At 39.4% G+C, this 22,969-nt stretch carries 22 protein-coding genes; 20 read left to right on the top strand and 2 right to left on the bottom strand.

The genetic code is table 11. The features are described 5' to 3' along the window. Window positions 1-20 precede the first annotated feature (20 nt). The 12 genes from WJP93_RS10700 to WJP93_RS10645 all read left to right on the top strand — a co-directional run bounded on the left by WJP93_RS10700 (window position 21) and on the right by WJP93_RS10645 (window position 11,779). Complete coding sequence (locus WJP93_RS10700) at window positions 21-455, top strand: hypothetical protein (RefSeq protein ID WP_337548258.1); 435 nt, start codon at window positions 21-23, stop codon at window positions 453-455. Window positions 456-732: 277 nt separating this feature from the next. Next, window positions 733-1,758 carry a hypothetical protein gene (locus WJP93_RS10695; RefSeq protein WP_337548257.1) on the top strand — a complete coding sequence of 342 codons (1,026 nt, stop codon included), beginning with the start codon at window positions 733-735 and terminating at the stop codon, window positions 1,756-1,758. A gap of 125 nt (window positions 1,759-1,883) precedes the next feature. Beyond that, complete coding sequence (locus WJP93_RS10690; protein WP_337548256.1) at window positions 1,884-2,567, top strand: hypothetical protein; 684 nt, start codon at window positions 1,884-1,886, stop codon at window positions 2,565-2,567. Further along, the gene (locus WJP93_RS10685) at window positions 2,551-3,411 is read left to right on the top strand and encodes a hypothetical protein (RefSeq protein ID WP_337548255.1); all 861 of its coding nucleotides are present in this window, start codon (window positions 2,551-2,553) and stop codon (window positions 3,409-3,411) included. The genes WJP93_RS10690 and WJP93_RS10685 overlap by 17 nt, the downstream gene beginning before the upstream one ends. A 287-nt stretch (window positions 3,412-3,698) precedes the next feature. Further along, window positions 3,699-4,055 (top strand): hypothetical protein, encoded by a 357-nt coding sequence (locus tag WJP93_RS10680; RefSeq protein ID WP_337548254.1) that lies wholly within the window; start codon window positions 3,699-3,701, stop codon window positions 4,053-4,055. Between the two features lie 41 nt (window positions 4,056-4,096). Next, a complete protein-coding gene (locus WJP93_RS10675; RefSeq protein WP_337548252.1) occupies window positions 4,097-4,783 on the top strand; it encodes a GBS Bsp-like repeat-containing protein in 687 nt (228 codons plus the stop codon). A gap of 9 nt (window positions 4,784-4,792) precedes the next feature. Continuing rightward, window positions 4,793-5,443 carry an ATP-binding cassette domain-containing protein gene (locus WJP93_RS10670; RefSeq protein ID WP_227101967.1) on the top strand — a complete coding sequence of 217 codons (651 nt, stop codon included), beginning with the start codon at window positions 4,793-4,795 and terminating at the stop codon, window positions 5,441-5,443. A gap of 82 nt (window positions 5,444-5,525) precedes the next feature. After that, on the top strand, window positions 5,526-6,788 hold the full coding sequence (locus WJP93_RS10665) for a hypothetical protein (RefSeq protein WP_337548249.1): 1,263 nt from the start codon (window positions 5,526-5,528) through the stop codon (window positions 6,786-6,788). Between the two features lie 12 nt (window positions 6,789-6,800). Further along, entirely contained in the window at window positions 6,801-7,598 is a 798-nt protein-coding gene (locus WJP93_RS10660) for a hypothetical protein (RefSeq protein WP_337548247.1), read from the top strand. Continuing rightward, window positions 7,591-8,475 carry a hypothetical protein gene (locus WJP93_RS10655; protein WP_227101964.1) on the top strand — a complete coding sequence of 295 codons (885 nt, stop codon included), beginning with the start codon at window positions 7,591-7,593 and terminating at the stop codon, window positions 8,473-8,475. Before WJP93_RS10660 ends, WJP93_RS10655 begins: the two co-directional genes overlap by 8 nt. A 187-nt stretch (window positions 8,476-8,662) precedes the next feature. Then, on the top strand, window positions 8,663-10,360 hold the full coding sequence (locus WJP93_RS10650) for an AAA family ATPase (protein WP_337548245.1): 1,698 nt from the start codon (window positions 8,663-8,665) through the stop codon (window positions 10,358-10,360). Window positions 10,361-10,480: 120 nt separating this feature from the next. Continuing rightward, window positions 10,481-11,779 (top strand): M18 family aminopeptidase, encoded by a 1,299-nt coding sequence (locus WJP93_RS10645; protein ID WP_066564032.1) that lies wholly within the window; start codon window positions 10,481-10,483, stop codon window positions 11,777-11,779. On the opposite strand, the gene WJP93_RS10640 is transcribed toward WJP93_RS10645, so the two are convergent. Next, entirely contained in the window at window positions 11,752-12,567 is an 816-nt protein-coding gene (locus WJP93_RS10640) for an ABC transporter permease (RefSeq protein WP_066564034.1), read from the bottom strand. The two genes, WJP93_RS10645 and WJP93_RS10640, sit on opposite strands and share 28 nt — an antisense overlap. Continuing rightward, the gene (locus WJP93_RS10635) at window positions 12,557-13,333 is read right to left on the bottom strand and encodes an ABC transporter ATP-binding protein (protein ID WP_227101962.1); all 777 of its coding nucleotides are present in this window, start codon (window positions 13,331-13,333) and stop codon (window positions 12,557-12,559) included. The genes WJP93_RS10640 and WJP93_RS10635 overlap by 11 nt, the downstream gene beginning before the upstream one ends. Window positions 13,334-13,521: 188 nt before the next feature. On the opposite strand from WJP93_RS10635, the gene WJP93_RS10630 reads away from it, so the two are divergent. The 8 genes from WJP93_RS10630 to glgD all read left to right on the top strand — a co-directional run bounded on the left by WJP93_RS10630 (window position 13,522) and on the right by glgD (window position 22,948). Continuing rightward, window positions 13,522-14,070 carry a zinc ribbon domain-containing protein gene (locus WJP93_RS10630; RefSeq protein ID WP_227101961.1) on the top strand — a complete coding sequence of 183 codons (549 nt, stop codon included), beginning with the start codon at window positions 13,522-13,524 and terminating at the stop codon, window positions 14,068-14,070. A 72-nt stretch (window positions 14,071-14,142) separates the two neighbouring features. Continuing rightward, entirely contained in the window at window positions 14,143-15,234 is a 1,092-nt protein-coding gene (asd, locus tag WJP93_RS10625) for an aspartate-semialdehyde dehydrogenase (protein ID WP_066564039.1), read from the top strand. A 36-nt stretch (window positions 15,235-15,270) separates the two neighbouring features. Beyond that, window positions 15,271-16,314: an aldose epimerase family protein gene (locus WJP93_RS10620; RefSeq protein WP_227101959.1), complete on the top strand. Its 1,044-nt coding sequence runs from the start codon at window positions 15,271-15,273 to the stop codon at window positions 16,312-16,314. Between the two features lie 93 nt (window positions 16,315-16,407). Continuing rightward, the gene (locus WJP93_RS10615; protein ID WP_227101958.1) at window positions 16,408-18,444 is read left to right on the top strand and encodes a DNA topoisomerase; all 2,037 of its coding nucleotides are present in this window, start codon (window positions 16,408-16,410) and stop codon (window positions 18,442-18,444) included. Window positions 18,445-18,538: 94 nt separating this feature from the next. Next, window positions 18,539-19,213: a UDP-N-acetylglucosamine pyrophosphorylase gene (locus WJP93_RS10610; protein WP_118612453.1), complete on the top strand. Its 675-nt coding sequence runs from the start codon at window positions 18,539-18,541 to the stop codon at window positions 19,211-19,213. Then, on the top strand, window positions 19,210-20,349 hold the full coding sequence (locus tag WJP93_RS10605; RefSeq protein WP_337548242.1) for a YihY/virulence factor BrkB family protein: 1,140 nt from the start codon (window positions 19,210-19,212) through the stop codon (window positions 20,347-20,349). Before WJP93_RS10610 ends, WJP93_RS10605 begins: the two co-directional genes overlap by 4 nt. A 254-nt stretch (window positions 20,350-20,603) precedes the next feature. Further along, window positions 20,604-21,812, top strand: a complete 1,209-nt coding sequence (locus tag WJP93_RS10600) for a glucose-1-phosphate adenylyltransferase (RefSeq protein ID WP_337548241.1) — start codon at window positions 20,604-20,606, stop codon at window positions 21,810-21,812. Continuing rightward, a complete protein-coding gene (gene glgD / locus WJP93_RS10595; RefSeq protein ID WP_337548239.1) occupies window positions 21,806-22,948 on the top strand; it encodes a glucose-1-phosphate adenylyltransferase subunit GlgD in 1,143 nt (380 codons plus the stop codon). The genes WJP93_RS10600 and glgD overlap by 7 nt, the downstream gene beginning before the upstream one ends. Window positions 22,949-22,969 lie beyond the last annotated feature (21 nt).

Raw genomic sequence — 22,969 nt, 5'->3', positions numbered from 1 at the left:
ATTTTTAAGGAGACATGCGAATGAAGAAAAATATAATTGCAAAAGTATTGATGGTTGTGTTATTGATGCTGGGAATTGCATCCAGTGTATGGGCAAATGGTGTTGCTAGCAAAAAGGCAGTTCTTGAAGGTGATAACTATGTATTTTTTATTCAAAATATTAATACCGGATATAATTCTGCGAAAGCTAATAAAAAATTCGGAAAAGAAGCTGCAAGTTGCAGAGTGTTGAACACACCAATTCCAACTAACTTTTTAATAATTGCAGCAGATGGTGTTCAAATTACTGAGAATAAAATAATAAATAATATAGCTACGACTAGTTCTTTACTGCATTATTATGCAAAAGAACATGAGGGATGGGTGAGATTGAGAGCTAATTCTGGAAGTACAGTATCTGGATATGAGGTTAGAGGAGATTGGAATCCAAATGGCTTTATTATAAGATATGATTAATTCTGCAAACAGAATATTTGAAGATGCTGAGCCTAAACTATATAGTGATGCTCTAAGACAAAAAGAAGAAACATATTATTGCAATTAAAGAAGAGTTTGCTATAAGTACAAGTACAAACCATTGCCCAAAAGAATACTAAACTTTTTGGTGATGGGCTTTGTTAAATATTTAAGAATAAAATTTTCCTTTTGTAAGAAATTCGCTTATAGAATTTGTCTTACATGTATAGAAGTGACGAAATAGCAAAATAAAAAGACAAGGAGCGAGAGAAAGATTATGAAAAAAAGAGTAATAAGCATTGCGGCGACGGTATTGTGCATGGCAATGACCAGTATGACATATGCAAAAGAAATCGAGACAACTACAGAAGATGATGAGGCTTACTATACCTTAGAAGTAAAACGAAAACCATACGATATCGAGAAAATAGCTTCTGTAGTTTTGGGGGAAGATTATCAAAGAGATAAAGAGTATGAAAGGTACTGGTATAATGAAGAAGGTACGCTTGAAGATGAGCTTGAACATGTGGAGTATTATAAGACAGGTTATTATCGAGCATATCCAATGTTTGGTTATAGTAACTGGAATTGGCAATATCAGGATATTTATTTGGAATCAAAATTCCCAGAAGAAGGAGATGAGAAAGATAAGAAAAAGGCGATTGACTATGGCAAGAAGCTGATGGAAGATCTTGATTTTTCCTACAGTGAGATTTCTACATATTTTATGGGAATCGAAAGTGTTAAAGCGTTGGATATGGACGTTGTTGCACCAGGCTATACAGAAGTAGGCTATGAAGAGGTAAATGATAGGGAATGGAGCGAAGAAGATGGTGCATGGCTGATGCTTTTTCGAGGATTGGACGAGGTGGAAGGTTTTCCGCTAAGCACACAGATTATAGATAATGTTACTGTTATGATCTGGCATCCAGAATATGGCCTAATTTATTTGGAAGCTCGCCCAGAATTTGAATTAATAAAAAAAGAACCGGTACAGATTTTACCAGAAGATGAGGCAATGGAGTATTTCGATAAAGTTACTGAGCGATATCAGGTAGAGGCAGAGGAGGCAGATGTACAGGATATTGATATTGTATATATAGTTGATCAGACGGCGCTAGATGAAAAAACATCAGTGTTAGTACCATGTTTTCGATATAAATTCACATGCAAGGGGGAAGCAGAAGATTTCTTCTGGGCAAATGATACTATTATAGGCAGTTCCCAAAAGCAAGGAGAAATGCTGGTGAATGCAGTCAATGGCAGCACAGATTCCATATTTGGATCGGAATTTTTAAAGTGAAAAAGAAAAGTCATCTCTTAAAACTGCTGAAAATGGATTTGCATCGCTGCATCGGTGCAAAGCGATTTCCTGTGATTATTGCTCTAATAGTAGTATTACTGATTGCAAATGTATGGGAATCGGTAATGATAGAATTACAATATAAAATGCGTATGATGGGAAGTTTAGAGAAACTGATGGAACTGCTGATATTTGATCGCTTTAAGGCAGCAGTAATTGTTCTGCTTTCAGCGGTATATACATTTGGATTATGTGATGATCGAAACAGTTCGTATGACAGATTGATTCTGTTTCGATGCAGGCCAGGAGAGTATCTGCTGTCAAAGCTGATTTCCAATGCAATAGGGGTTGTGTCAGCAGTCTGTATAAGCTTTGTACTATTTTCAATTGTACTATTGCCGATTATGCCGCTTGTAGGTGGAGATGGTATGACGCAGTACTTTGGTTACTTCGCATGTGCAATGAATTTTGCAGGACCACTTGCCTATAGTATATTAGTAGGACTTTTGTTTGGATTGTTTGCAGTCTCAGTGACATCATTTGGAATTCTTGCTGTATCTATATTTCCAAATCGGTACGTAGGAATTGCCGCCTCTTTTGTTGCATTCTATGTGATTTATGCATTTACAGGAAGCTTTCCATTTTCCGTGAATTTGTGGTACTTAAGTTCAGGCGTACAGGTGTTAAAAGTAAACGGCTTTGCAGTGAATTACTTTTACGCGATTGGAATAATGATTTTATTTTGTATGGTGCCATGGTGCTTGTGTTTTTGGGCAATGAAGAGGAGGAAACATGAAGGATGGATTTAAGAGTGCGACAATTATTGCGACCCTCAATCTGTTAAGTTGGAAAAAGGACTACCGAATCTGGTCAGTGGGTACAGTGATAATGGTCTTAATTATTCGCTATTTGATCGGAGTACCGCTTTATGCATTGCCAAATGGAAAGACTTCGACAGCACTTGTGCTCCCGGTGCTGTTGGCAGATGCAATGAATAGTAATGGACTACTAAAAGTGCTGATTTTCTTTGGCGGAATTTTATTGTTCTGTGATGCCCCATTTTTAAAGGATAATAAATGGTTTTTAATTCACAGAGCAGGGCGAAGAAGATGGTGGAAGGGAGAATGTCTATACATTGCAATCGCATCCTTTATTTATATGGCATTCATCGCGGCATGTAGTTTTCTCGTGGTGCTTCCTTGTCTGGAGTGGAATGGCTGGGGAAGTATCTGGGAAATCTCCTCGAATAAACTGATGAATCATGTTTTGTATTCTAAGGTATATCCGAAAAATGTCATTTCAAGTACAACTGTATGGAATGCTGCATTTTATTCATATATGGTAAGCAGTATTACGGTGATGCTCTTAGGGTATCTTGTGTACGCATTTAATGTGGTAACAGGAAAAAACTGGCCGGGAATATTGGCAGCGAGTTGTCTTGTCCTGGCTGATCCAGTCGTTATTTATTTTTATAATGAACAGACAAGCTGGATGATGCTGTTTTCGCCAGTAAATTGGAGCAGTATTGAAAATTTGAAGAAATATTCAGGAGAAGGCATGCTGACTTCGATGTATGTTTATGCAGTGATTTTGAGTATTTGTGCCATATTGATGATGGTGATTAAAGAAAGAACTCATGAAATGGATTTATGAATTTAAGCAAGTAATGCGTCTGGCTGTCTCTGACATAAAGTCAAAATGTTACATTAAATGTTACAAAATAATTTAAATAAAAAAGTTTTTGTAACAAAACATACATAGAAATGTATCAGAAATGTAAAGGAAATGTAATTGCATTTTAGACTTAATGCTGATAAAATAGGGATAACATAAGAAAAAGTAAAAAATAGTCAAACAATAATTATTGAATTGGCTGCTTTTGAAATTTCAAAGACATTAAAAAAGTGCAGTTAACGGGGAGAGCGGAAAGGAAAACACGCATGAAAAAAGTATGGAAAAAGCTGTTGGCAGCGGCAGGGATGACAGCGGCACTGGTATCAACATCAGGTTGTATGGTCTCAATTCAGTTTGACAGATCTAAAAGACAGCTTCCTCAAAAACTGTCGTCAGCAGATGAAAAGACATGGGCAGCAGAACCAGTTTGGGTATCATCAGGGGAAGCAGGAGTGCTTACAAAAGAGTCACAAGCTTTTGAATCAGAGTTTGAATCAGAGTCTGAAAAAGAAAGTGAATCTGAACAGGGAACAGCAAAGATGACAGAAAAAGAGTCAGAGTCGCCGACAGAAAGTACAACAGCAGACAGCTTTGTAATTCCTCTGCCACCGCAGGCAGGCTGATTCGTATTTAAAACAGGACAAATTAGGAAGGAGCAAGATAAATGAGAAAATTATTATGTAAGAAAGCGGCGATTACCGCAATGGCAGGAACAATGATGATGATGACGGGATGTGAATTGCAGGGCACTGTAAATAAGAATCAAACGACATCCACAGCAGCACAGACGAGTAAAACAGCGGAGTCATCTGCAAATACACAGCCGTCAAGTGTGACACCTAATACAACTGTGCAGGCATCAACGCCAGAATCACAAAAGCAGGCAGTAACTGAGTCGGCGGCACCAGAGTCAACATCACCAGAGTCAACAGCTCAGAGCCAAGCGCCAGCCAGCAGTTCGGCAGCAAGCAACGTGACGCCATCAAGCGAGGAGCAGGAAGTCAGCTTTTCATTTGAGTGGATCACGGGTGATGTGCCGGAAGGTGATGGTGATGTTGCCTGGTTTACAGTGGAATCAATCGCAGAAGATAATTTTTGGGTGAAATTCCATGGTTCTGCAAACGAAGAAGGAATTAGCAATGTAAGAATTGCAGTGTGGACCGAAGCGAATGGTGAGGATGATATCGAGTATATCGATGCAGAGAGTCTTGGAAATGAGACGAAAGCATATCCAGTATATATTCAGAATCATAATAATGAGAGAGAGGGATATGTTCTGAAGGTATCATATACTAACAAAGCAGGCGAAGAAAAAACGTGTGAGAATTACACACGGATTTCATTAGAGTGAGATAAGCATATGAGTACAATTGAAATAAAAAATCTGACAAAACGTTATGGAGAGGCAGAAGTATTAAGTAATATTAATATGAAGCTAGAGTCTGGAAAAATCTACGGACTTGTGGGCAGAAATGGTTCCGGAAAGACTATGCTTATGAAGCATATCCTTGGGTTTGTAAAGGCAACGCAGGGAACAATTTTGATAAATGGAAAAGTAGTCGGAGAAAATGATGACATGCAGGAGAATATTGGTGCTATCATCGAAAATCCGGGTTTTCTGCCAGAATATTCTGGCTTCACAAATCTGAAGCTTCTTGCTATGATTCAGGGAAAAATCAAAGATGAGCAGATAAAAGACGCGATACGTCTTGTGGGGCTAGATCCAGAAAGCAAAAAGGCGGTAGGAAAATATTCGCTAGGTATGCGCCAACGTCTGGGACTGGCGCAGGCATTGATGGAAAATCCAGATATTTTGCTGTTAGATGAACCTTTAAGCGGTCTGGATAATGACGGCGTACAGGAAATGTGGAAGCTTTTCTTGAAACAAAAAGAAGACGGAAAGCTGATTGTTCTGGCAAGCCACAGTAAGGAAGATATAGGAACGCTTTGTGATGAAATCTTTCGCTTTGATAAGGGAAAAATGGTCGGACATGAGATCAAGAGAGAATAAATGAGTATGTAAAGTGGTAAGTGAAATTTGCCGTGCTGAATAAAATATGTTTTTTATCTCAGCACGGCAGAAAGGAACTTGTATGAGAAAAAAATATAAAATATATTCAGTAATATTAACAGGAATAATTTTGACTGGCTGTAAATCAGTTCGTATGACAAGTCAGGATCGTCAGCAGTTCATGCCAAATGGAATATCAGTAGCACAACAGCTATTAGAAGAAACAGAAGAGGCAACGCAAGCCAAATCTCCCGAAGCAATAAAAACAACGCCATCTGCGAACAACACAACAAGCGAAAGCAGTGTTGAAGAGAGTGAAAGTAGTATGAAAGAAAGCAATCAATCTCAGGATAAGCAGGAAAACAACGTGAATATATTAGCACTAGAAATAGAACCATATGAATTGTCTGATGTTTGTAATGCTATATTTGAAAAATCGTTAGATGAAGTTGAGCAAAGTCAAAATCAATATGGCATGTATTATTTGACGGATGGGGACAGAAGAGTACGCCAGTATGATATGCTTGGCTTAGAATATGAAGTAAAAGGCGTGTCAGGAAGCTATTCTGCAATCGCAGAGATGGCAACCAATACACTTCGGTGGCAGGAAATTTTGTTGAGGGAATCATTTCCACAGGATAAAATTGATAGTGAAATGAAGCCTGAAGATGCAGAAAAAAATTGCAGAGAGATTGCAGAAAAAATAGGATATTCCTATACATACGTTAGAACATATGCAATGGATTTGCAGAGTATTAAGAAAATTAATAAAAATGCAGAAGATAGTGTATCTGGTCCTGGTTATGAAAATAAAGAAGATGAATATGATGGTACTTGGTCAGGTGTATTTACAGGTGGGAAGCCGTGGACACAAGAGGACGAGGCATATTTAGTTATAATGAAAAATCCCCTAATAAATGGAAGAATATTAGAAAACAATGGAAATTTAGATATTGCGTGGATGGTTTATCATCCAGTGAAGGGATTATTATATATGAAAATTCCTCCACGTTATCGTATTTGCAGCGAACAAAAGAAAAATTTGATTGACAGGACACAGGCAGCAGATTATTTGGATAAGGAAATAAATGCGACAAATATTGATGGAAAGAGTATACAGATTACGGATATTTCATTGGTGTATGCAGTAGATGAACTGTCATCTGAAGGAATTCAATGTTCACCATATTGGCGTTTTGGTTTTCAAAAAAGAAAAAATTCTGAATCCGTATGGCTATACAAAGATTTGAATGAGTATGACACATATAGTGATACAGAAGATGTGAAACATCAGGAAAATGGATATTTTTTGATTAATGCAGTTGATGGATCAATCATGTATTAATAGGAGACACATATGAAGGAATTAAAAGCGGAACTAAAACGTGGTATACTGCATGGGAAAATAATATATGTGATGATGATGGTAGCAATACTATTTGCACTTGGGTGGACAGAAAATCTGTCGCAGGCGATAGAATTTAGAGAAAATGCTAACATCGTATTTAGTAGTATTCAGCATGTTTTATATGTGCTGTATTTTGATCGTTTTAAAGCAGTTATGATTGCTGTATTATCATTACTGTGTGCGGGAAGTGTTTATGAAGATATCTCCAGTGGTTTTTTCCTGTTTCAAAAACTTCGAGTAGGAAGGATAGAGCGATATGTGATCTCAAAGATTGCTGCGAATATGTTTCTTGTAACAACAGCAACGATTGGTGGAATTTGGCTTTTTGTGGCTTTCGTAAGACCGCTAATGCCGTTAGTAGGTAATAATCCACAGCAAGATATAGTTGAATACTACGATATTTATCAAACACTAGGCCCCATTCTTTATTTGGCAGCGATGGGATTAATTTTTGGATTATCTGCATCCTTTTTTACTTCTTTTGGGTTATGGATTGTATTTTATATGCCAGATCGCTTTGCAGCACATGCAATTTCCTTTTTGGTTTATTATGGATTATTATCAATTACTGATTTTTTGCCGAGAGAGTTGGATGTTTGGAATCTTACGAGTGCAGCAAAAATGCTCAGAATGACGGATAGTTCATTTTGGAATTATTTATATTCTGTTAGCTTATTACTTGTGTTAAATGCGATTTCGGGAATTGTATTATGGAAAAAGCTAAAAGGAAGGTATGAAAATGGGTAATTTGAAGAAAGGTTGGTATGTTTGCGAAAGCAATTTTATACAGTGGCGTAAAAATTATAGAATATGGATGATTGCGGCAATAGAAACAATATTGATTTTTCGATATCTTCATGGATTATCTGAGTATGGGCAGGCAACAGGAAAAACAATTACGCCGTTTGTTCTTCCAATTGTTTTTGCGGAGGCAGAAAATAGTAATGGATTATTAAAAGTATTAATCTACTTAGGTTGTGTTATGCTATTTTGTAATGCCCCTTTTTTGAATAATCAAAAACCATATATGATTTTAAGGTGCAAACGAAAAGGCTGGTATCTGGGTGAAAACATGTACTTGTGGCTGGCAGCATTTCTCTATATGTTGTTTATTTCGCTTATTTCGCTGATAGCAGTTCTTCCAACAGTTTCAACAAATCGACTTTGGGGAGAAATTGCAGGAGATTTTGTTGTAAATCAAAGAAGCTTAATTCCAGTTTATACGTGGGGACTAGTAATGCCAGTACGAGTAATACAAAATTATTATCCTTTAGCAGCATTTCTGTACACTTTTATTACTGGATGGTTAAGTATAGTTTTCATTGGTAAGCTGATGTACCTGCTAAATTTAAAAATTGGCAAAAAAACAATAGGAATTTCAGCAGCAGTGTTCTTTATTATGTTGGATCCAGTAGCTGTATATTTTACAAATTTTAAACAATATGGTTTGCTTTATGTTTCTCCGATAAATTGGAGCAGTCTTGAAAACATAAATACCGTTTCAGGTTATCCGCATTTATCGGGAGAATATATGTTTATAATGTATGTCATTTTGATTGGAGTAGAATCTTTGCTGAGCTATATATGTTCAATTAAAATGGATATAGAAGTCAAAATGATATAAATTTGTTGAAATGAAAGCGGGAAAATTCTAAAAGGAGCTTGCATGAAAAATACAGGAAATATTGAAACTAGTGGGGCTGGAAAAGTCAGTAGAACCTTCGTTTTACATTGAAAAAAGAAGTGAGATATGATACAATGACAAAAAAATAGGAAAGAAATCGGTAGAGGAATTGCTTAAGGAGGTTTTCATGGAGAAAAAATTAAAGCTTCCAATTGGAATTGAAAATTTTAGTGAACTTCGGAAAAGAAATTATTATTATGTAGATAAGACGGAACTAATTGAACAGGTACTTGAAGATGGCAGTCAGGTGATTTTGTTTACTCGTCCGCGCCGTTTTGGAAAATCGCTTAATATGAGTATGCTTAAAAGCTTTTTTGAAAAAGAAACAGATCCCACTTTATTTGAAGGCTTATATATTGCTCAGAATATTGAATTGTGCAGACAGTATATGGGACAATATCCTGTAATTTCAATCAGTCTAAAAGGGGTAGACTCAAATTCATATGAAGGTGCGTATAAGTTATTGGTTCAGAGCATCTGTGATGAGATAGAGCGTTTTCAGTTTTTAATTGAGAGCAATGAACTTACGCAAATTGACAAAAAAAGATATTTTGAGCTGATTGACAGAAAGATGGAGCCGGATACGTTAGCGGTCAGCTTAAAAGGTCTAACATTGCTTCTTGAAAAACATTATCATCAAAAGGTAGTAGTATTGATTGATGAATATGATGTACCATTGGCAAAAGCATATGAAAACGGCTACTATGATGAAATGATTCTTTTGATTCGCAATCTCTTTGGAAATGTGTTGAAAACAAATGACAGCCTTGCTTTTGCGGTACTGACAGGATGCCTGAGAATTGCAAAGGAAAGCATCTTTACCGGGTTGAACAATTTTAAAGTCTATTCGATCACGGATGATGAATTTGATGAAACCTTTGGTTTTACAAATAAAGAAGTAATGGAAATGCTGCAATACTATGGATTGAGTGATCGGTTTGACGAAGTGAAGGAATGGTATGATGGGTATCGGTTTGGCAATGCCGATGTTTATTGCGCGTGGGATGTTGTAAATTATTGCAGAGATCATTGCAAAAATCCAAACGCAGAATTAAAAAACTATTGGATGAATACAAGTGGAAATGAGATTATCAATCATTTTGTAGATAGTTTGAATCAGCCAGGAATGCTTGCAAAGCGTGAACTTGAGCGACTGGTAAATGGAGAAACGGTTGTCAAACGGGTTGATGAGATGATTACCTACAAGGAGCTATATACAAGCATTGATAATTTATGGAGTACTATGTTTATGACGGGCTATCTGACGCAGCATGGGAAGGAAGGAGATGGCTATTATCGGCTTGCAATTCCGAATCGCGAGATTCGCAACATTATCATTGAGCGTATATTGAAATTGTTTCGTGGAGAAGTTTCTCAAAATCGTGAGATGTTCAGAAATTTTTATACTGCATTGCAAAATGCGAATGCGCCAGTGGTTGAAAAGATTTTGACGGAGTATATGACAAAAACGATTAGCATTCGTGATAATTTTGTAAAAACGGTTAAGGAAAATTTCTATCATGGACTATTGATTGGAATTTTAGGATTTGCAGATGATTGGAGTGTTTATTCCAATCGAGAATCCGGGAATGGATTTAGTGATATTATTATTGAGGCAGGATATGATGACGATGCATTTGGTATTGTAATGGAATTAAAATGGAGCGATGATGAAAAATCGCTTGATCAAAATTGTCGTGATGCATTAGAGCAGATTGATACCAGACAATATACACAGGCATTGCGCAATGATGGCTATCAGAAAATTTTAAAATATGGAATTGCATTTTACCGCAAAAAGTGTCGTGTTATGGTAGAAAGATAGTAAAACCAATTTTTTAAAGTGACAATTTCTTTGTTTTATGGTATGATACGAGAAGCATAGCGACATTAATTGCAATTGCAGAACAGGGCTATTTATAAGCCCTGTCAGAAAGGAAAAGTTATGGAATTACAGGAATCCACAAATCGTCTGGTTGAGCTGATCCGCCACTCCCAGTCACCGTATCATACAATGAAGGAGGCCATCAGTCAGCTTGAAAAGGCAGGTTTTGAGCGCATTTCACTTGCAGAGTCTGCAGCGCTTGAGCCTGGAAAGGCATATTATGTATCAATTTATGATCGTTCACTTGCTGCATTTCGTGTGCCGCAGTCTGGCTTTAAGGGATTTCGTATTATCACATCCCACATCGACAATCCGTGCTTTATGATTAAGCCAAATCCGGAAAGAAAGAAATCTGACTGCATCACTTTAAATGTAGAGCGCTATGGTGGCCCAATCTTAAATACATGGCTGGATCGTCCGCTGACAATTGCAGGACGTGTATGTGTGGCAACAGATGATCCGTTTAATCCGAAGACCATGCTGTACAATTCTAAAAAGCCAGTTGCCGTAATCCCGAACCTGGCAATTCATATGAACAGAGAAGTAAATAAGGGTGTTGAGTTAAAGGTTCAGACTGATCTTGAGCCGATTGTCTCTTTAATCGGAGCAAAGGAAAATACACAGGGATGGCTTCTTGGAAAGATCGCTGCAGAGCTTGGCATTGAGGCAGACAGCATTCTTGATTATGAGCTGTTTTTATGTAATGGTGAGGAGCCATCAATTACAGGTTTTGATGATGAGTTTTTATCAGCGCCAAGACTTGATAACTTGACCTCCTGCCAGTCATGCTTAAATGCAATCATGGATACAGAGGCACTTTCTGATATCTGTAATCTTGTTGTATTGTTTGATAACGAAGAGTGTGGTTCAAGCTCAAAGCAGGGTGCAGGCTCAGTAATCTTGTCTTCCATTTTAGAGAAGATTTATCTGAATACACCAGATACAGACAAGAGCCGCACAGCATTCATCGATGTAATGCTTCACAGCCTGACAGCATCACTGGATGTAGCTCATGCTATGCATCCGAATCATCCAGAGAAGAACGATCCGACCAATCCGATTCCAATGGAGGGTGGTGTTGTTATCAAGATGAACTACAACCAGAGATATGCAACAGATACTAATGCAGTATCAATTGTAGAGGGAATCTGCCGTGCAGAGAAGATCGCTCATACAAAGTTTGTTAATCATGGAGATGCTGTTGGCGGCGGAACACTTGGAAGTATCTTAAGTACTTCAATTCCGGCAATGACAGTAGATCTTGGCGTACCGATTCTGGCAATGCATTCCAGCCGTGAGCTTATGGCTCGTTCTAGTCAGCTTGCAATGGATCAGTTTGCTGAGGCATTCTTTAAATAATAGCGATTGTAAGCAGATTCAGCCCATGTAAGAAGTGCATACAGCACAATAGCTGCCGTACATAAAATTACTATAGATGTAACTACATAGTCCATTTTAAAGGTCTGGCTGCCATAAATGATAAGGTAGCCAAGACCTGCGCGGGCTGCTAAAAATTCACCTATTATCACACCGACAAGACAAAGGCCAATGTTGACCTTCATGTTGTTGATAAAGACTAGCACGGTGCTGGGAAGCAAGACCTTTGTGATGATGTGCATTTTTGTGCCGTTTAGCGTTTGTATTAGCTTTATCTTTTCTGGGTCAACAGATTCAAATGCGTGGTAAAGCGTTAATATTGCGCCAAATACGGCGAGAGAAACTGCGACAACAATGATGGTGCGCGGCTTATTGCCAAGCCACACAATTAAAAGTGGTGCAAGTGCTGATTTTGGCAGGCTGTTTAACAGAATCAGATATGGCTCAAACAGCTTGTAGATCCAGCGAAAGCGCCAGAATAAAAGAGCGGTAAAAAGGCTTATGACCATAGTCATAAAAAAGCTGAGTGCTGTTTCTTTTAGTGTAACAGAAACATGAAGCCACAGTGTATTATTGGCTGCAAAGCTTTGTATTGTGCGTATGACGCGTGACGGACTGCTGAAAATAAAATCATTTATAATGCCAAATCGAGCGCAAAGCTCCCAGATGGCAAAAAACAAAATCCCAATCAGAAACCGTCCGGCAGTTAAAAGCTTGCGGTTTCTTTTTTGTCGTCTGGCAAGCAGACGCATCAATTCTTCATTTTTCATGGGCAAATGCCTCCCAAAGCTTTTGAAAATATGGATTGAATAATGGATGGTTCCTGCGGGCGAGTGGTGAGAGTGCAGTAAAATCAGGATCAAATACGAGCTCCATTTTAATTGTTGAAGGTCGCTTCCCTAAAACAAGCACTCTGTTTCCTGTACTGACAGCCTCTGCCAGATCGTGTGTGACTAAAATGGCAGTTTTCTTGTTCGTGCGGATAATCTCACAAATGTCATTGCAGACAGTGAGCCTTGTCTGGTAATCAAGTGCTGAAAATGGCTCATCCAGAAGTAAAAGCGTGGGCTCCATGATCAGTGTGCGAATAAGAGCAGCTCTCTGGCGCATGCCGCCGGATAATTCAGAAGGCTTTGCACCCAAAAAGCCGCCAAGATCATAGCGAGTAAGCATTTCAGAAGCAGTTTTTCGTGCTTTTCTTTTATCTTTATGGGAGGAATGCTGTATTTCAGGACCAAGAAGTGTGTTGCGAAGAATGCTTCTCCACTCAAAAAGCTGATCTCTCTGCAGCATATATCCAATTTCCTTTCTCGGTTTTATGACAGGCTCGCCTAAAAAGAAAACCTGTCCGGCAGATGACGGCATCAGACCGGCGATAATATCAAGAAGCGTTGATTTTCCGCAGCCGGACGGTCCGACAATCGATATGAAATCGCCTTCAAAAGCCTGAAACGAGATATTGTCGATTACAGGTAAGCAAGATGATGCAGAAAGATAATCAAAGGAAAGATTGCTAACATCAAGCATCGGTTCCATAGTTGCCTCCTTTTAATGAAGCTTAAGGGCATATATCTTCACGGAAAAAGTGCATTTTGTATAAGAAAACCCGTGAACACGACCCCCAATATAGGATATGATACCATTTTGAAAAATGAGTCATTGACGAAAGAAAAAGCAAGTGCTATACTTTATGATACTAAATTAAAGTGTTGAAGGAGGATACGATGTCTATTTTTGATCAATTTTCAAAGGTAACAAAGGATTTTGGAAACAAAGCCCAGGAGATGACGAAAGATATCAAGGGCAAGCTCGAAGAGCAGCAGGCCATTTCTCGTTTGAATGCTCAGGTAAATGAAGCAAAAAATCAGATGAAAAATACATACATGGCAATTGGAGAAAGATACTATGAGCTTCACAAGGATGATGTGGAGAATGACATGGCAAATCAGTTTCAGATCATTGCTGATGCGATGGAAAAGATTGCTAAGTGTGAGCAGCAGATTAGGGATATCAAAAATGAGAATACTTGTCCAAGCTGCGGCGCAACCATTTCAAAGGATGTGCTGTTTTGTCCTAACTGCGGAACAAAAATAGAAAGACCGCAGCCAGAGTCAGAACCTCAGCCGACACAGAAAGTTTGTCCTGAGTGTGGTGCTGCAGTTGATGAGGAGGATGTATTTTGTACTAATTGCGGTGCTCGTGTTGACAGTGAGGAGTCATCAGAAAAAGATGATGAGCAAACTGAATCTGAGCCGACAGATACACAGCAGTAATATACGATATGTAGGCAAATAGCCCTTACATATAAAGAGTTATGAAAAACAAAAACAGAGAGAGGTGCACAGATGGAGCAGAAATTAAAGGTAGGCGTACTTGGTGCGACAGGAATGGTAGGACAGCGTTTTGTAACACTTTTGGAGAACCATCCGTGGTTTGAGCTTGTTGCAGTAGCAGCAAGTCCAAGATCTGCAGGAAAAACCTATGAGGAGGCAGTAGGCGGACGCTGGAAGATGAAGACACCGATGCCTGAGGCAGCAAAGAAGCTTGTTGTGTTAAATGTTAATCAGGTAGAAGAAGTTGCTGCACAGGTAGATTTTGTATTTAGTGCAGTTGACATGTCAAAGGATGAGATCCGTGCAATTGAGGAAGCTTATGCAAAGGCAGAGGTTCCGGTTGTATCTAATAACAGCGCACATCGTTGGACACCAGATGTTCCGATGATGGTTCCGGAGTTAAATCCAGAGCATGCAGAAATCATTCCTTATCAGAGAAAGCGTCTTGGCACCAAGAGAGGATTTATCGCAGTAAAGCCAAACTGCTCAATCCAGAGTTATACACCAGCACTTCACGCACTGCGCGAGTTCGAGCCAACACTTGTTGTTGCAACTACATATCAGGCAATTTCTGGAGCAGGAAAGACCTTCAAGGATTGGCCTGAGATGATCGACAACGTAATTCCTTACATTGCAGGTGAGGAAGAGAAGAGTGAGCAGGAGCCGCTTCGTATCTGGGGCAAGATTGAGGATGGCGTGATCAAGAAGGCAGAGGGACCGCTGATCACAACACAGTGCATCCGTGTACCAGTTGAGGATGGTCATACAGCAGCAGTATTTGTAAACTTTAAGAAGAAGCCAACAAAGGAAGAGATCATTGATCGTTGGAACAATTTCAGCGGCGAGCCGCAGAAGTTAAATCTTCCAAGCGCACCAAAGCAGTTCATCCGCTACATGGAGGAGGACAACCGTCCGCAGGTACACTTAGATCGTGATTATGAGCATGGAATGGGCATCTCATTAGGCCGTCTGAGAGAAGATACTGCATTTGACTATAAGTTTGTTGGTCTTTCCCACAATACACTGCGTGGTGCAGCAGGCGGTGCAGTTTTGAGTGCAGAGCTTTTAACTGCAAAGGGCTATATCACACCAAAGAACGCATAAGCGTAAAATATAAATAGTGACAGAAAGGGGATAAAAATGTCTGTTGAAAAAAAGTTTTATGGCTATACAGCCGATCAGAAGGAGATTTCTTCCTACACACTCACAAACAAATCCGGAATGAAGGCAGTTTTGCTTGATATCGGTGCTGTTATTGAGAGTCTTCTTGTACCAGATAAAAATGGAAATCTGGTAGATGTTGTATTAGGATTTGGTGATCCAAAGCTTTATCTGGAGAATAACGGAAGTCTTGGCGCTGTCGTAGGCCGTCATGCAAACCGTATTGCAAATGCAACGTACACTTTAAATGGAGTTACTTATAAGCTTGAGGCTAATAATGGTCCTAACAATCTTCACAGCAACCCGGGAAGCTACTATAAGCGTCTGTGGGATGCAAAGATTGGAGAAAACTCAGTTGCATTTACACTTCATAGTCCAGATGGTGATCAGAATTATCCGGGTAACTTTACAGTTACAGTTACCTATACGCTAAGTGATGAGAATGGTCTTTCTCTTAAATATGATATGGAGAGCGATAAGGACACACTTGCAAATCTGACAAATCACAGCTATTTTAACATGGATGGTCATGACAGTGGTGATGTTTTGTCACAGAAGGTATGGATTGATGCTGATCAGTTTACACCTTCTGATGCAACTCTGATCCCGACAGGTGAGTATAGAGATGTTACAGGAACACCATTTGACTTTAGAACAGAAAAAACCATCGGACAGGATATTCATGCAGATGATGAGCAGATAAAAAATGGCGGCGGCTATGACCATAACTATGTCTTAAAGACAGATGGCAAGTTTGCAAAGGTTGCATCTATGACAGGTGCAAAGAGCGGTATCGTGATGGATGTTTACACCGATATGCCAGGTATGCAGGTATATACTGCAAATGGAACAACAATTGAATGCGGAAAAAATAAAAGCTCATATAAGCCATTCTGCGGTGCATGCTTTGAGACACAGTTTTTCCCGGATTCCATTCATCATGAGAATTTCAAGAGCTGTGTATTAAAGGCAAATACAAAGTTTACAACTGTTACAGAATATCGTTTCCATCAAACATTATAATATTTGGTATAACAGCAAGGAGGAGGCAGCAGCAAAAACTACTGCCTCTTGTTTGCGTTTTAAGGAAAAAAGTAAATGTAGAAAGGTTTTTTCATGGGGAAACAATTGTTTATCGCTGAGAAGCCGAGCGTTGCAGCAGAATTTGCAAAGGCGCTTAAGGTAAATGGCGGACGAAGGGACGGCTATTTAGAGTCTGACCAGTATGTGGTGACTTGGTGTGTTGGTCATTTGATCACGATGTCTTATCCAGAGATCTATGATCCTGCACTCAAAAAGTGGAGCCTTAATACAATTCCATTTTTCCCAGAGGAATGGAAATATGAGGTGATTGGCTCTGTCAAAAAACAATTTGCCATTGTAAAGGGATTATTAAACCGTGCAGATGTAGATACTATTTATATTTGTACCGACTCTGGACGTGAAGGTGAATATATTTATCGTCTGGTAGACCAGATGGCCGGCGTCAAGAACAAAAAGAGGCTGAGAGTGTGGATTGATTCTCAGACAGAAGAAGAAATTTTAAGAGGAATACGTGAGGCAAAGGATTGGAGCTTTTATGATCATCTGAGCGATTCTGCTTATTTAAGAGCTAAGGAAGATTATCTTATGGGCATCAATTTTTCCAGAGCACTGACGCTGAAATTTGGTCCTGCTGTTGCTTCCTTTATGAATACAAAGTGGTCTGTCATCTCAGTAGGACGTGTAATGACATGTGTACTAGGCATGGTTGTACGAAGAGAACGTGAAATACGAAGCTTCGTAAAGACACCATTTTACCGTGTGATTATATCGCTTCCTGTGGCACAGGAGGAAAATAAGGGAACTATAGAGGCTGAGTGGCGAAGTGTGGAAGGCTCAAAGTATTTTCAGTCGCCAAAGCTTTATAAGGAAAATGGTTTTTTAAAGAGAGAGACGGCACAGGAGCTTATAAGTTATCTGGAGGCACCTCTTAATCCAGAAGAAAAAAAGCCTGACTGTACTTTAATTAAAATTGAGAAGAAAAAAGAGCAGAAGCAGCCACCGCTTTTATTTAATCTTGCCGAGCTTCAAAATACATGTTCAAGACGATTTAAGATAAGTCCTGATGAGACACTTAAAATCGTTCAGGAATTATATGAGAAGAAGATGGTCACATATCCAAGAACAGATGCGCGTGTGCTTTCTACTGCAGTGGCAAAAGAAATTTCAAAAAATATTCGCGGCTTAAGTAATTTTGCACCTGTGGGCAGTTTTGCACAGGAAATCTTGTCACAGGATGCATGGAAAACAATCGCAAAGACACGCTACACAAACGATAAGCAGATCACAGATCACTATGCCATTATTCCAACGGGACAAGGTCTTGGTGCATATGAGCGTTTGTCAGGCGTGGCAAAGGGCGTATATGAGGTAATCTGCCGCCGCTTTCTCAGCATTTTTTATGGGCCGGCTGTCTATAAAAAATACGCACTTGAATTTCAGGTAAAGACGGAGCACTTTTTCACATCATATCGTATGCTGGAGGATCCGGGCTATTTAAAGGTAACAGGCATGCCACAGGAAAGTATAGCACAAAAAGAAGGCGAGGAAGAATTTGCTGTTGATGAAACATCATTTTTAAGCCGTATTTTGTCAGGCTTAAAAAAGGGTATGCTCTTTGAAGAAACCTCATATGCTGTAAAGGAGGGTGAGACATCACCGCCTAAGCGCTATAACTCAGGTTCACTGATTCTGGCCATGGAAAATGCAGGCCAGCTTATTGAAGATGATGAGCTTCGCGCGCAGATTAAGGGAAGCGGCATTGGAACAAGTGCTACGCGTGCAGAGATTTTAAAAAAACTTGTATCAAATGGATATTTGTCTCTAAATGCAAAGACACAGATCATAAAGCCGCAAAAGCTTGGAGAAGCCATATATGAAGTAGTAGCTGTGTCTATCAGGCAGCTTTTAAATCCTGAGCTGACAGCTAGCTGGGAAAAGGGACTGACTTATGTTTCAGAGGGTACGATCACATCACAGGAATATATGGATAAGCTGCAAAATTTTGTTGCTAGAAGAACACAGGGAGTTAAGCAGGTAACAAATCCGGGAGCAATCCGCGGAAACTTTGCAGGCTTTGAGGCTTTTTATGAGACTTCGCGCAAGTCTTAAAAAAACATGGTTGCACAAAAGCAAAATATAAAGTAAACTAATGATGATAGGCAGCCTGCAAAAATCGCAGACTACGGAAAGGTATGGTAAAAAGATGGATTCAATTAAAGTATCTGCACTTTATAACACAGAAGAGACAATCGCAAAGGAGCTTTTTAAGGATGACTGCTATCCGTGGGAAATCCTTCCGAAGATTAAGGATTTTATCTTAACACTTGGCCCGACACTTCCGAAGGATAAGTTTGATGAGATTGAGAAGAATGTATGGGTAGCAAAGTCAGCTGTAGTTGCAAAAACGGCATCTATCACAGGACCATGTATTATTGACGAGGATACAGAAGTTCGTCATTGTGCTTTTATCCGTGGAAATGCACTCGTTGGAAAGCATTGTGTAGTTGGCAATTCAACAGAATTAAAGAATGTAATTTTGTTCAATAATGTACAGGTTCCTCATTACAATTATGTAGGTGATTCCATTTTGGGATATAAGTCTCATATGGGTGCAGGCTCCATTACATCAAATGTTAAGTCTGATAAAAAGCTTGTTGTTGTAAAATCAGAAAATGAAGCGATCGAGACAGGATTAAAGAAATTCGGTGCAATGCTCGGCGACAATGTAGAGGTTGGCTGTGGAAGCGTTCTTAATCCGGGAACTGTTATCGGACCAAACAGCAATATCTATCCACTTTCCTCAGTCAGAGGAATCGTTCCCGCCGGAAGTATCTATAAGCACGCCGGTGAAGTAGTGATAAAGCAGGTGGAGGAGTGATTCATCTTCGGAAAAAGAAAAATGAAGAACATACACCTAAAGTAAAGAAAAAGACAGGTATCATTCAGTCTATTTTAAATCCTATCGGATTTGCAAAAAAGTTGTACGATGACGATCAGGTCATGACAAATGCTGCAACTATTACATTGTTTATGGTTATGTCATTGTTTCCAATGCTGATGATTTTGCTTTGGCTTATGTCACGCATGATGCTGTCGCCAGAGGTGCTTCTAAAGATAGTATCCTCTGTTCTTCCAGAAGAAATGCTTGAGCTTGTAACAGGAATTGTGTCTGATTTGTATGAGAAATCGCTTAGCGTATCAGCGTTGTCGATCACAATTATCATGGCATTGTGGTCATCATCAACGGGAATCTCATTTTTAGTTAAGGGACTAAACCGCGTCTATAAAAGAGAGGAACAGCGAAATTGGTTTGTACACAGGGCATTGTGTCTTGTATATACGGGCATATTTCTAGTGATAATGCTTCTTGTAATGGCATTTCTTGTATATGGAAGCAAGTTTCGTGTGTTTTTAATTTCGGTATGGCCGGAACTTGAAAACTGGACTGTTTTGATTACCATTTTGCAAAATGGCATTGCGATTGGCGGCATGATTCTTTTCTTTCTTGCCGTTTACAACATTTTCCCGCAAAAGCGTCTGCCTTATAGAAAGCAGATGCCTGGTGCAATCGCAGCAACTATTGGATGGTACAGCTTTTCAGCGATCTACGCCACATATATACGCAACAGTAAGAATCTTGCCTTTATGTATGGAAGCCTTGCGTTAATTATCGTGTTTTTAGTATGGATGTATGTCTGCATGAATATTGTGCTTATTGGCGGCGAAATCAACTTCTTGTATAACAATCGTTATTACTATAAGTTATATTTGCTGACAGAAAAGCAGATTGATATTCAGGAATATTTCATGCATGCTAAGTCAGAGACAGAGATATTAGAACCGGAAGTGGTGGACGAGGAAGAAAACACTAAAGAGTGGGAACAAAAAGAGCCAGAAGTGGCAGAAATACTAGAGGAGCCACAGCCAGAAGTGGCAGAAATACTAGAAGAACCGCAACTGGCAGCATCGGAAGAAATACAAGAGCAGCCAGATTTGTCAGAGAAAATAGAATAAGCAAAAAAGCACTCATGTAAACATTTGCGTGAGTGCTTTTTTATTTTTGTCAACCGAATTTCAACTTCTTTTTGCGCAATTTCTACCTTATTTTCACAAAAATAAAAAGCAAATATGATAAAGTATAGGACAAAATGCAAATTTGTTGAAAAGTAACAAAATAAAATGAGTATTTTTGAACAAAAAACCATCGCTTTTTTTGAAAAGCGTGGTATAATTTAGATGTATGCTAAGTGAAAGAGGGGATTTTAATCATGGCAAAAGAAATGATTGCAATGCTGCTTGCCGGTGGACAGGGATCACGTCTGTATGCACTGACACAGAAGCTTGCAAAACCAGCAGTACCTTTCGGTGGAAAATATCGTATTATCGATTTCCCGTTATCAAATTGTGTGAATTCAGGTATTGATACCGTCGGTATTCTAACACAGTATCAGCCGTTGGTATTAAACGAATATATTGGAAACGGACAGCCTTGGGATCTTGACCGTCTGCATGGCGGCGTTCATGTTCTTCCGCCGTATCAGCAGGCGTCCGGCTCTGACTGGTATAAGGGAACTGCAAATGCGATTTATCAGAATATTTCCTTTATAGAGCGTTATAATCCACAGTACGTAATTATCCTTTCAGGTGATCAGATTTGCAAGCAGGACTACAGTGATTTCCTTCGTTTCCATAAGGAAAAGGGTGCAGAGTTCAGCGTGGCAGTTATGGAGGTTCCGTGGGATGAGGCATCTCGTTTCGGTCTGATGGTGGCTGACGAGGATTCTCGTATTACAGAGTTCCAGGAGAAGCCAAAGAATCCAAAGTCAAATCTGGCTTCCATGGGTATTTACATTTTCAACTGGGATATCTTAAAGAAGTATCTTATTGAGGATGAGGCAGATCCAAATTCTCAAAATGACTTCGGAAACAACATTATTCCAAACCTTCTTCGTGACGGACGTAATATGTATGCATATCGTTTTGATGGATATTGGAAGGATGTTGGAACTATTTCTTCCTTGTGGGAAGCAAATATGGAGGTTCTTGATCCTGAGCACAGCGGTATCAATCTGTTCGATGAAAACTGGAAGATTTATAGCCGAAACAGCGGTATGACAGGTCATCGCATTGGTGCAGATGCAGAAGTGGAAAACTCCATGATTACCGATGGATGCCGTATCCATGGTAAAGTAAAGCACTCCATTTTATTTGCAGGTGTTTCTGTAGAGCCGGGTGCAGTTGTTGAGGATGCAGTTGTCATGGGTGGCACTGTAATCAAGGCAGGTGCACAGGTAAGACATTGTATTATCGCTGAGAATGTTGTAATTGGCGAGAATGCAGTTGTAGGCGAGGCGCTCTCAGAGGGCGGCAAGGGCGTTGCGACAGTCGGTGCAGGTGTTTATATTGGAGACAATGCAAAGATTGGTCCAAACGCAATGGTCAGCGAGAATGTAAAGGGTGGTGAAGAACAATGGTAAAATCAAATGTAAATGCGCTGGGAATTATCTTCCCGAACAGTTATGATAATATGGTTCCGGAGCTGGTAACAGAGCGTCTTATGGCTTCCATTCCCTTTGCAGGACGTTATCGTATGATCGACTTTATCCTTTCAAGCATGGTAAGCAGCGGAATTGATAATATTTCCATTATTGTCCGCAATAATTATCATTCCTTGATGGATCATCTTGGTTCGGGACGTGAGTGGGATCTTACCCGTAAAAATGGTGGTTTGACAATTATTCCTCCATTTGCAGAGAAGACTGTAAAGATGTATAACGGACGTGTTCAGGCACTTGCCAGCATTCTTGAACTTCTGCGTGACCAGAAGGAAGAGTATGTTGTAATGTCAGATGCCAATATTGCAGTTAATTTTGATTTCAGTGCAATGCTGCAGGCTCATATTGAGAGTGGTGCTGATGTAACAGTTGCATATAAGGAAGAGGAATTAGCAGACAGTCTTAAGAATTTAGATATCATGAAGGAAGATTTCTTCTATACACTTGCACTTGAAGGAGATAGAGTAAAGAAGATTTATGTAAACTCCGAAGAGTCTGGTCCACAGAAGCTTTCTATGAATATTTATATCTTAAAGAGAGAGCTTCTGATTGATTTAGTACATACTGCATTTGTTCGCGGATATGTTTACTTTGAGCGTGATATTCTTGCACATAGACTCGATAAGCTGAATGTAAAGGCATATCGTTTTGACGGCTACCTTGCAAGAATCACCGATATGAAGAGCTACTTCGATGAGAACATGAAGCTTCTTGAGGATGAAAATCTTGATGCACTGTTTGCACCAAATCCGATCTACACAAAGATTCGTGATGATAACCCGACACGCTACATCAACGGTTCTAAGGTAAAGAACGTGATGGCTGCCGATGGCTGTATCATCGAGGGTGAGGTAGAGAATAGTGTACTCTTTAGAGGTGTTAAGATTGCAAAGGGCGCAAAGGTAAGAAACTGCGTACTGATGCAGGATACTGTAGTTGGTGAAGGCTGTGATCTTGAGTATGTTATCACAGATAAGAATGTAACCATCTCTGCCGATAAGGAAATCAAGGGCACAAATACCTTCCCGGTATATGCTGCTAAGTTCCAGAAGATTTGATAAAAATATTACAAAAGAGGG

The sequence above is a fragment of the Anthropogastromicrobium sp. genome (assembly GCF_037349415.1).
GTDB classification, from domain to species: domain Bacteria; phylum Bacillota; class Clostridia; order Lachnospirales; family Lachnospiraceae; genus Anthropogastromicrobium; species Anthropogastromicrobium aceti.
The sequence above is the reverse complement of the archived record's forward strand: the minus strand, read 5'-3'. Positions and strand labels throughout refer to the sequence as shown.

Excerpts from the sequence above, each read along its gene's own strand:
- WJP93_RS10700 (WP_337548258.1), top strand. The coding sequence starts at position 21 with ATGAAGAAAAATATAATTGCAAAAGTATTGATGGTTGTGTTATTGATG.
- WJP93_RS10695 (WP_337548257.1), top strand. The coding sequence starts at position 733 with ATGAAAAAAAGAGTAATAAGCATTGCGGCGACGGTATTGTGCATGGCA.
- WJP93_RS10690 (WP_337548256.1), top strand. The coding sequence starts at position 1,884 with ATGATAGAATTACAATATAAAATGCGTATGATGGGAAGTTTAGAGAAA.
- WJP93_RS10685 (WP_337548255.1), top strand. The coding sequence starts at position 2,551 with ATGAAGGATGGATTTAAGAGTGCGACAATTATTGCGACCCTCAATCTG.
- WJP93_RS10680 (WP_337548254.1), top strand. The coding sequence starts at position 3,699 with ATGAAAAAAGTATGGAAAAAGCTGTTGGCAGCGGCAGGGATGACAGCG.
- WJP93_RS10675 (WP_337548252.1), top strand. The coding sequence starts at position 4,097 with ATGAGAAAATTATTATGTAAGAAAGCGGCGATTACCGCAATGGCAGGA.
- WJP93_RS10670 (WP_227101967.1), top strand. The coding sequence starts at position 4,793 with ATGAGTACAATTGAAATAAAAAATCTGACAAAACGTTATGGAGAGGCA.
- WJP93_RS10665 (WP_337548249.1), top strand. The coding sequence starts at position 5,526 with ATGAGAAAAAAATATAAAATATATTCAGTAATATTAACAGGAATAATT.
- WJP93_RS10660 (WP_337548247.1), top strand. The coding sequence starts at position 6,801 with ATGAAGGAATTAAAAGCGGAACTAAAACGTGGTATACTGCATGGGAAA.
- WJP93_RS10655 (WP_227101964.1), top strand. The coding sequence starts at position 7,591 with ATGGGTAATTTGAAGAAAGGTTGGTATGTTTGCGAAAGCAATTTTATA.
- WJP93_RS10650 (WP_337548245.1), top strand. The coding sequence starts at position 8,663 with ATGGAGAAAAAATTAAAGCTTCCAATTGGAATTGAAAATTTTAGTGAA.
- WJP93_RS10645 (WP_066564032.1), top strand. The coding sequence starts at position 10,481 with ATGGAATTACAGGAATCCACAAATCGTCTGGTTGAGCTGATCCGCCAC.
- WJP93_RS10640 (WP_066564034.1), bottom strand. The coding sequence starts at position 12,567 with ATGAAAAATGAAGAATTGATGCGTCTGCTTGCCAGACGACAAAAAAGA.
- WJP93_RS10635 (WP_227101962.1), bottom strand. The coding sequence starts at position 13,333 with ATGGAACCGATGCTTGATGTTAGCAATCTTTCCTTTGATTATCTTTCT.
- WJP93_RS10630 (WP_227101961.1), top strand. The coding sequence starts at position 13,522 with ATGTCTATTTTTGATCAATTTTCAAAGGTAACAAAGGATTTTGGAAAC.
- asd (WP_066564039.1), top strand. The coding sequence starts at position 14,143 with ATGGAGCAGAAATTAAAGGTAGGCGTACTTGGTGCGACAGGAATGGTA.
- WJP93_RS10620 (WP_227101959.1), top strand. The coding sequence starts at position 15,271 with ATGTCTGTTGAAAAAAAGTTTTATGGCTATACAGCCGATCAGAAGGAG.
- WJP93_RS10615 (WP_227101958.1), top strand. The coding sequence starts at position 16,408 with ATGGGGAAACAATTGTTTATCGCTGAGAAGCCGAGCGTTGCAGCAGAA.
- WJP93_RS10610 (WP_118612453.1), top strand. The coding sequence starts at position 18,539 with ATGGATTCAATTAAAGTATCTGCACTTTATAACACAGAAGAGACAATC.
- WJP93_RS10600 (WP_337548241.1), top strand. The coding sequence starts at position 20,604 with ATGGCAAAAGAAATGATTGCAATGCTGCTTGCCGGTGGACAGGGATCA.
- glgD (WP_337548239.1), top strand. The coding sequence starts at position 21,806 with ATGGTAAAATCAAATGTAAATGCGCTGGGAATTATCTTCCCGAACAGT.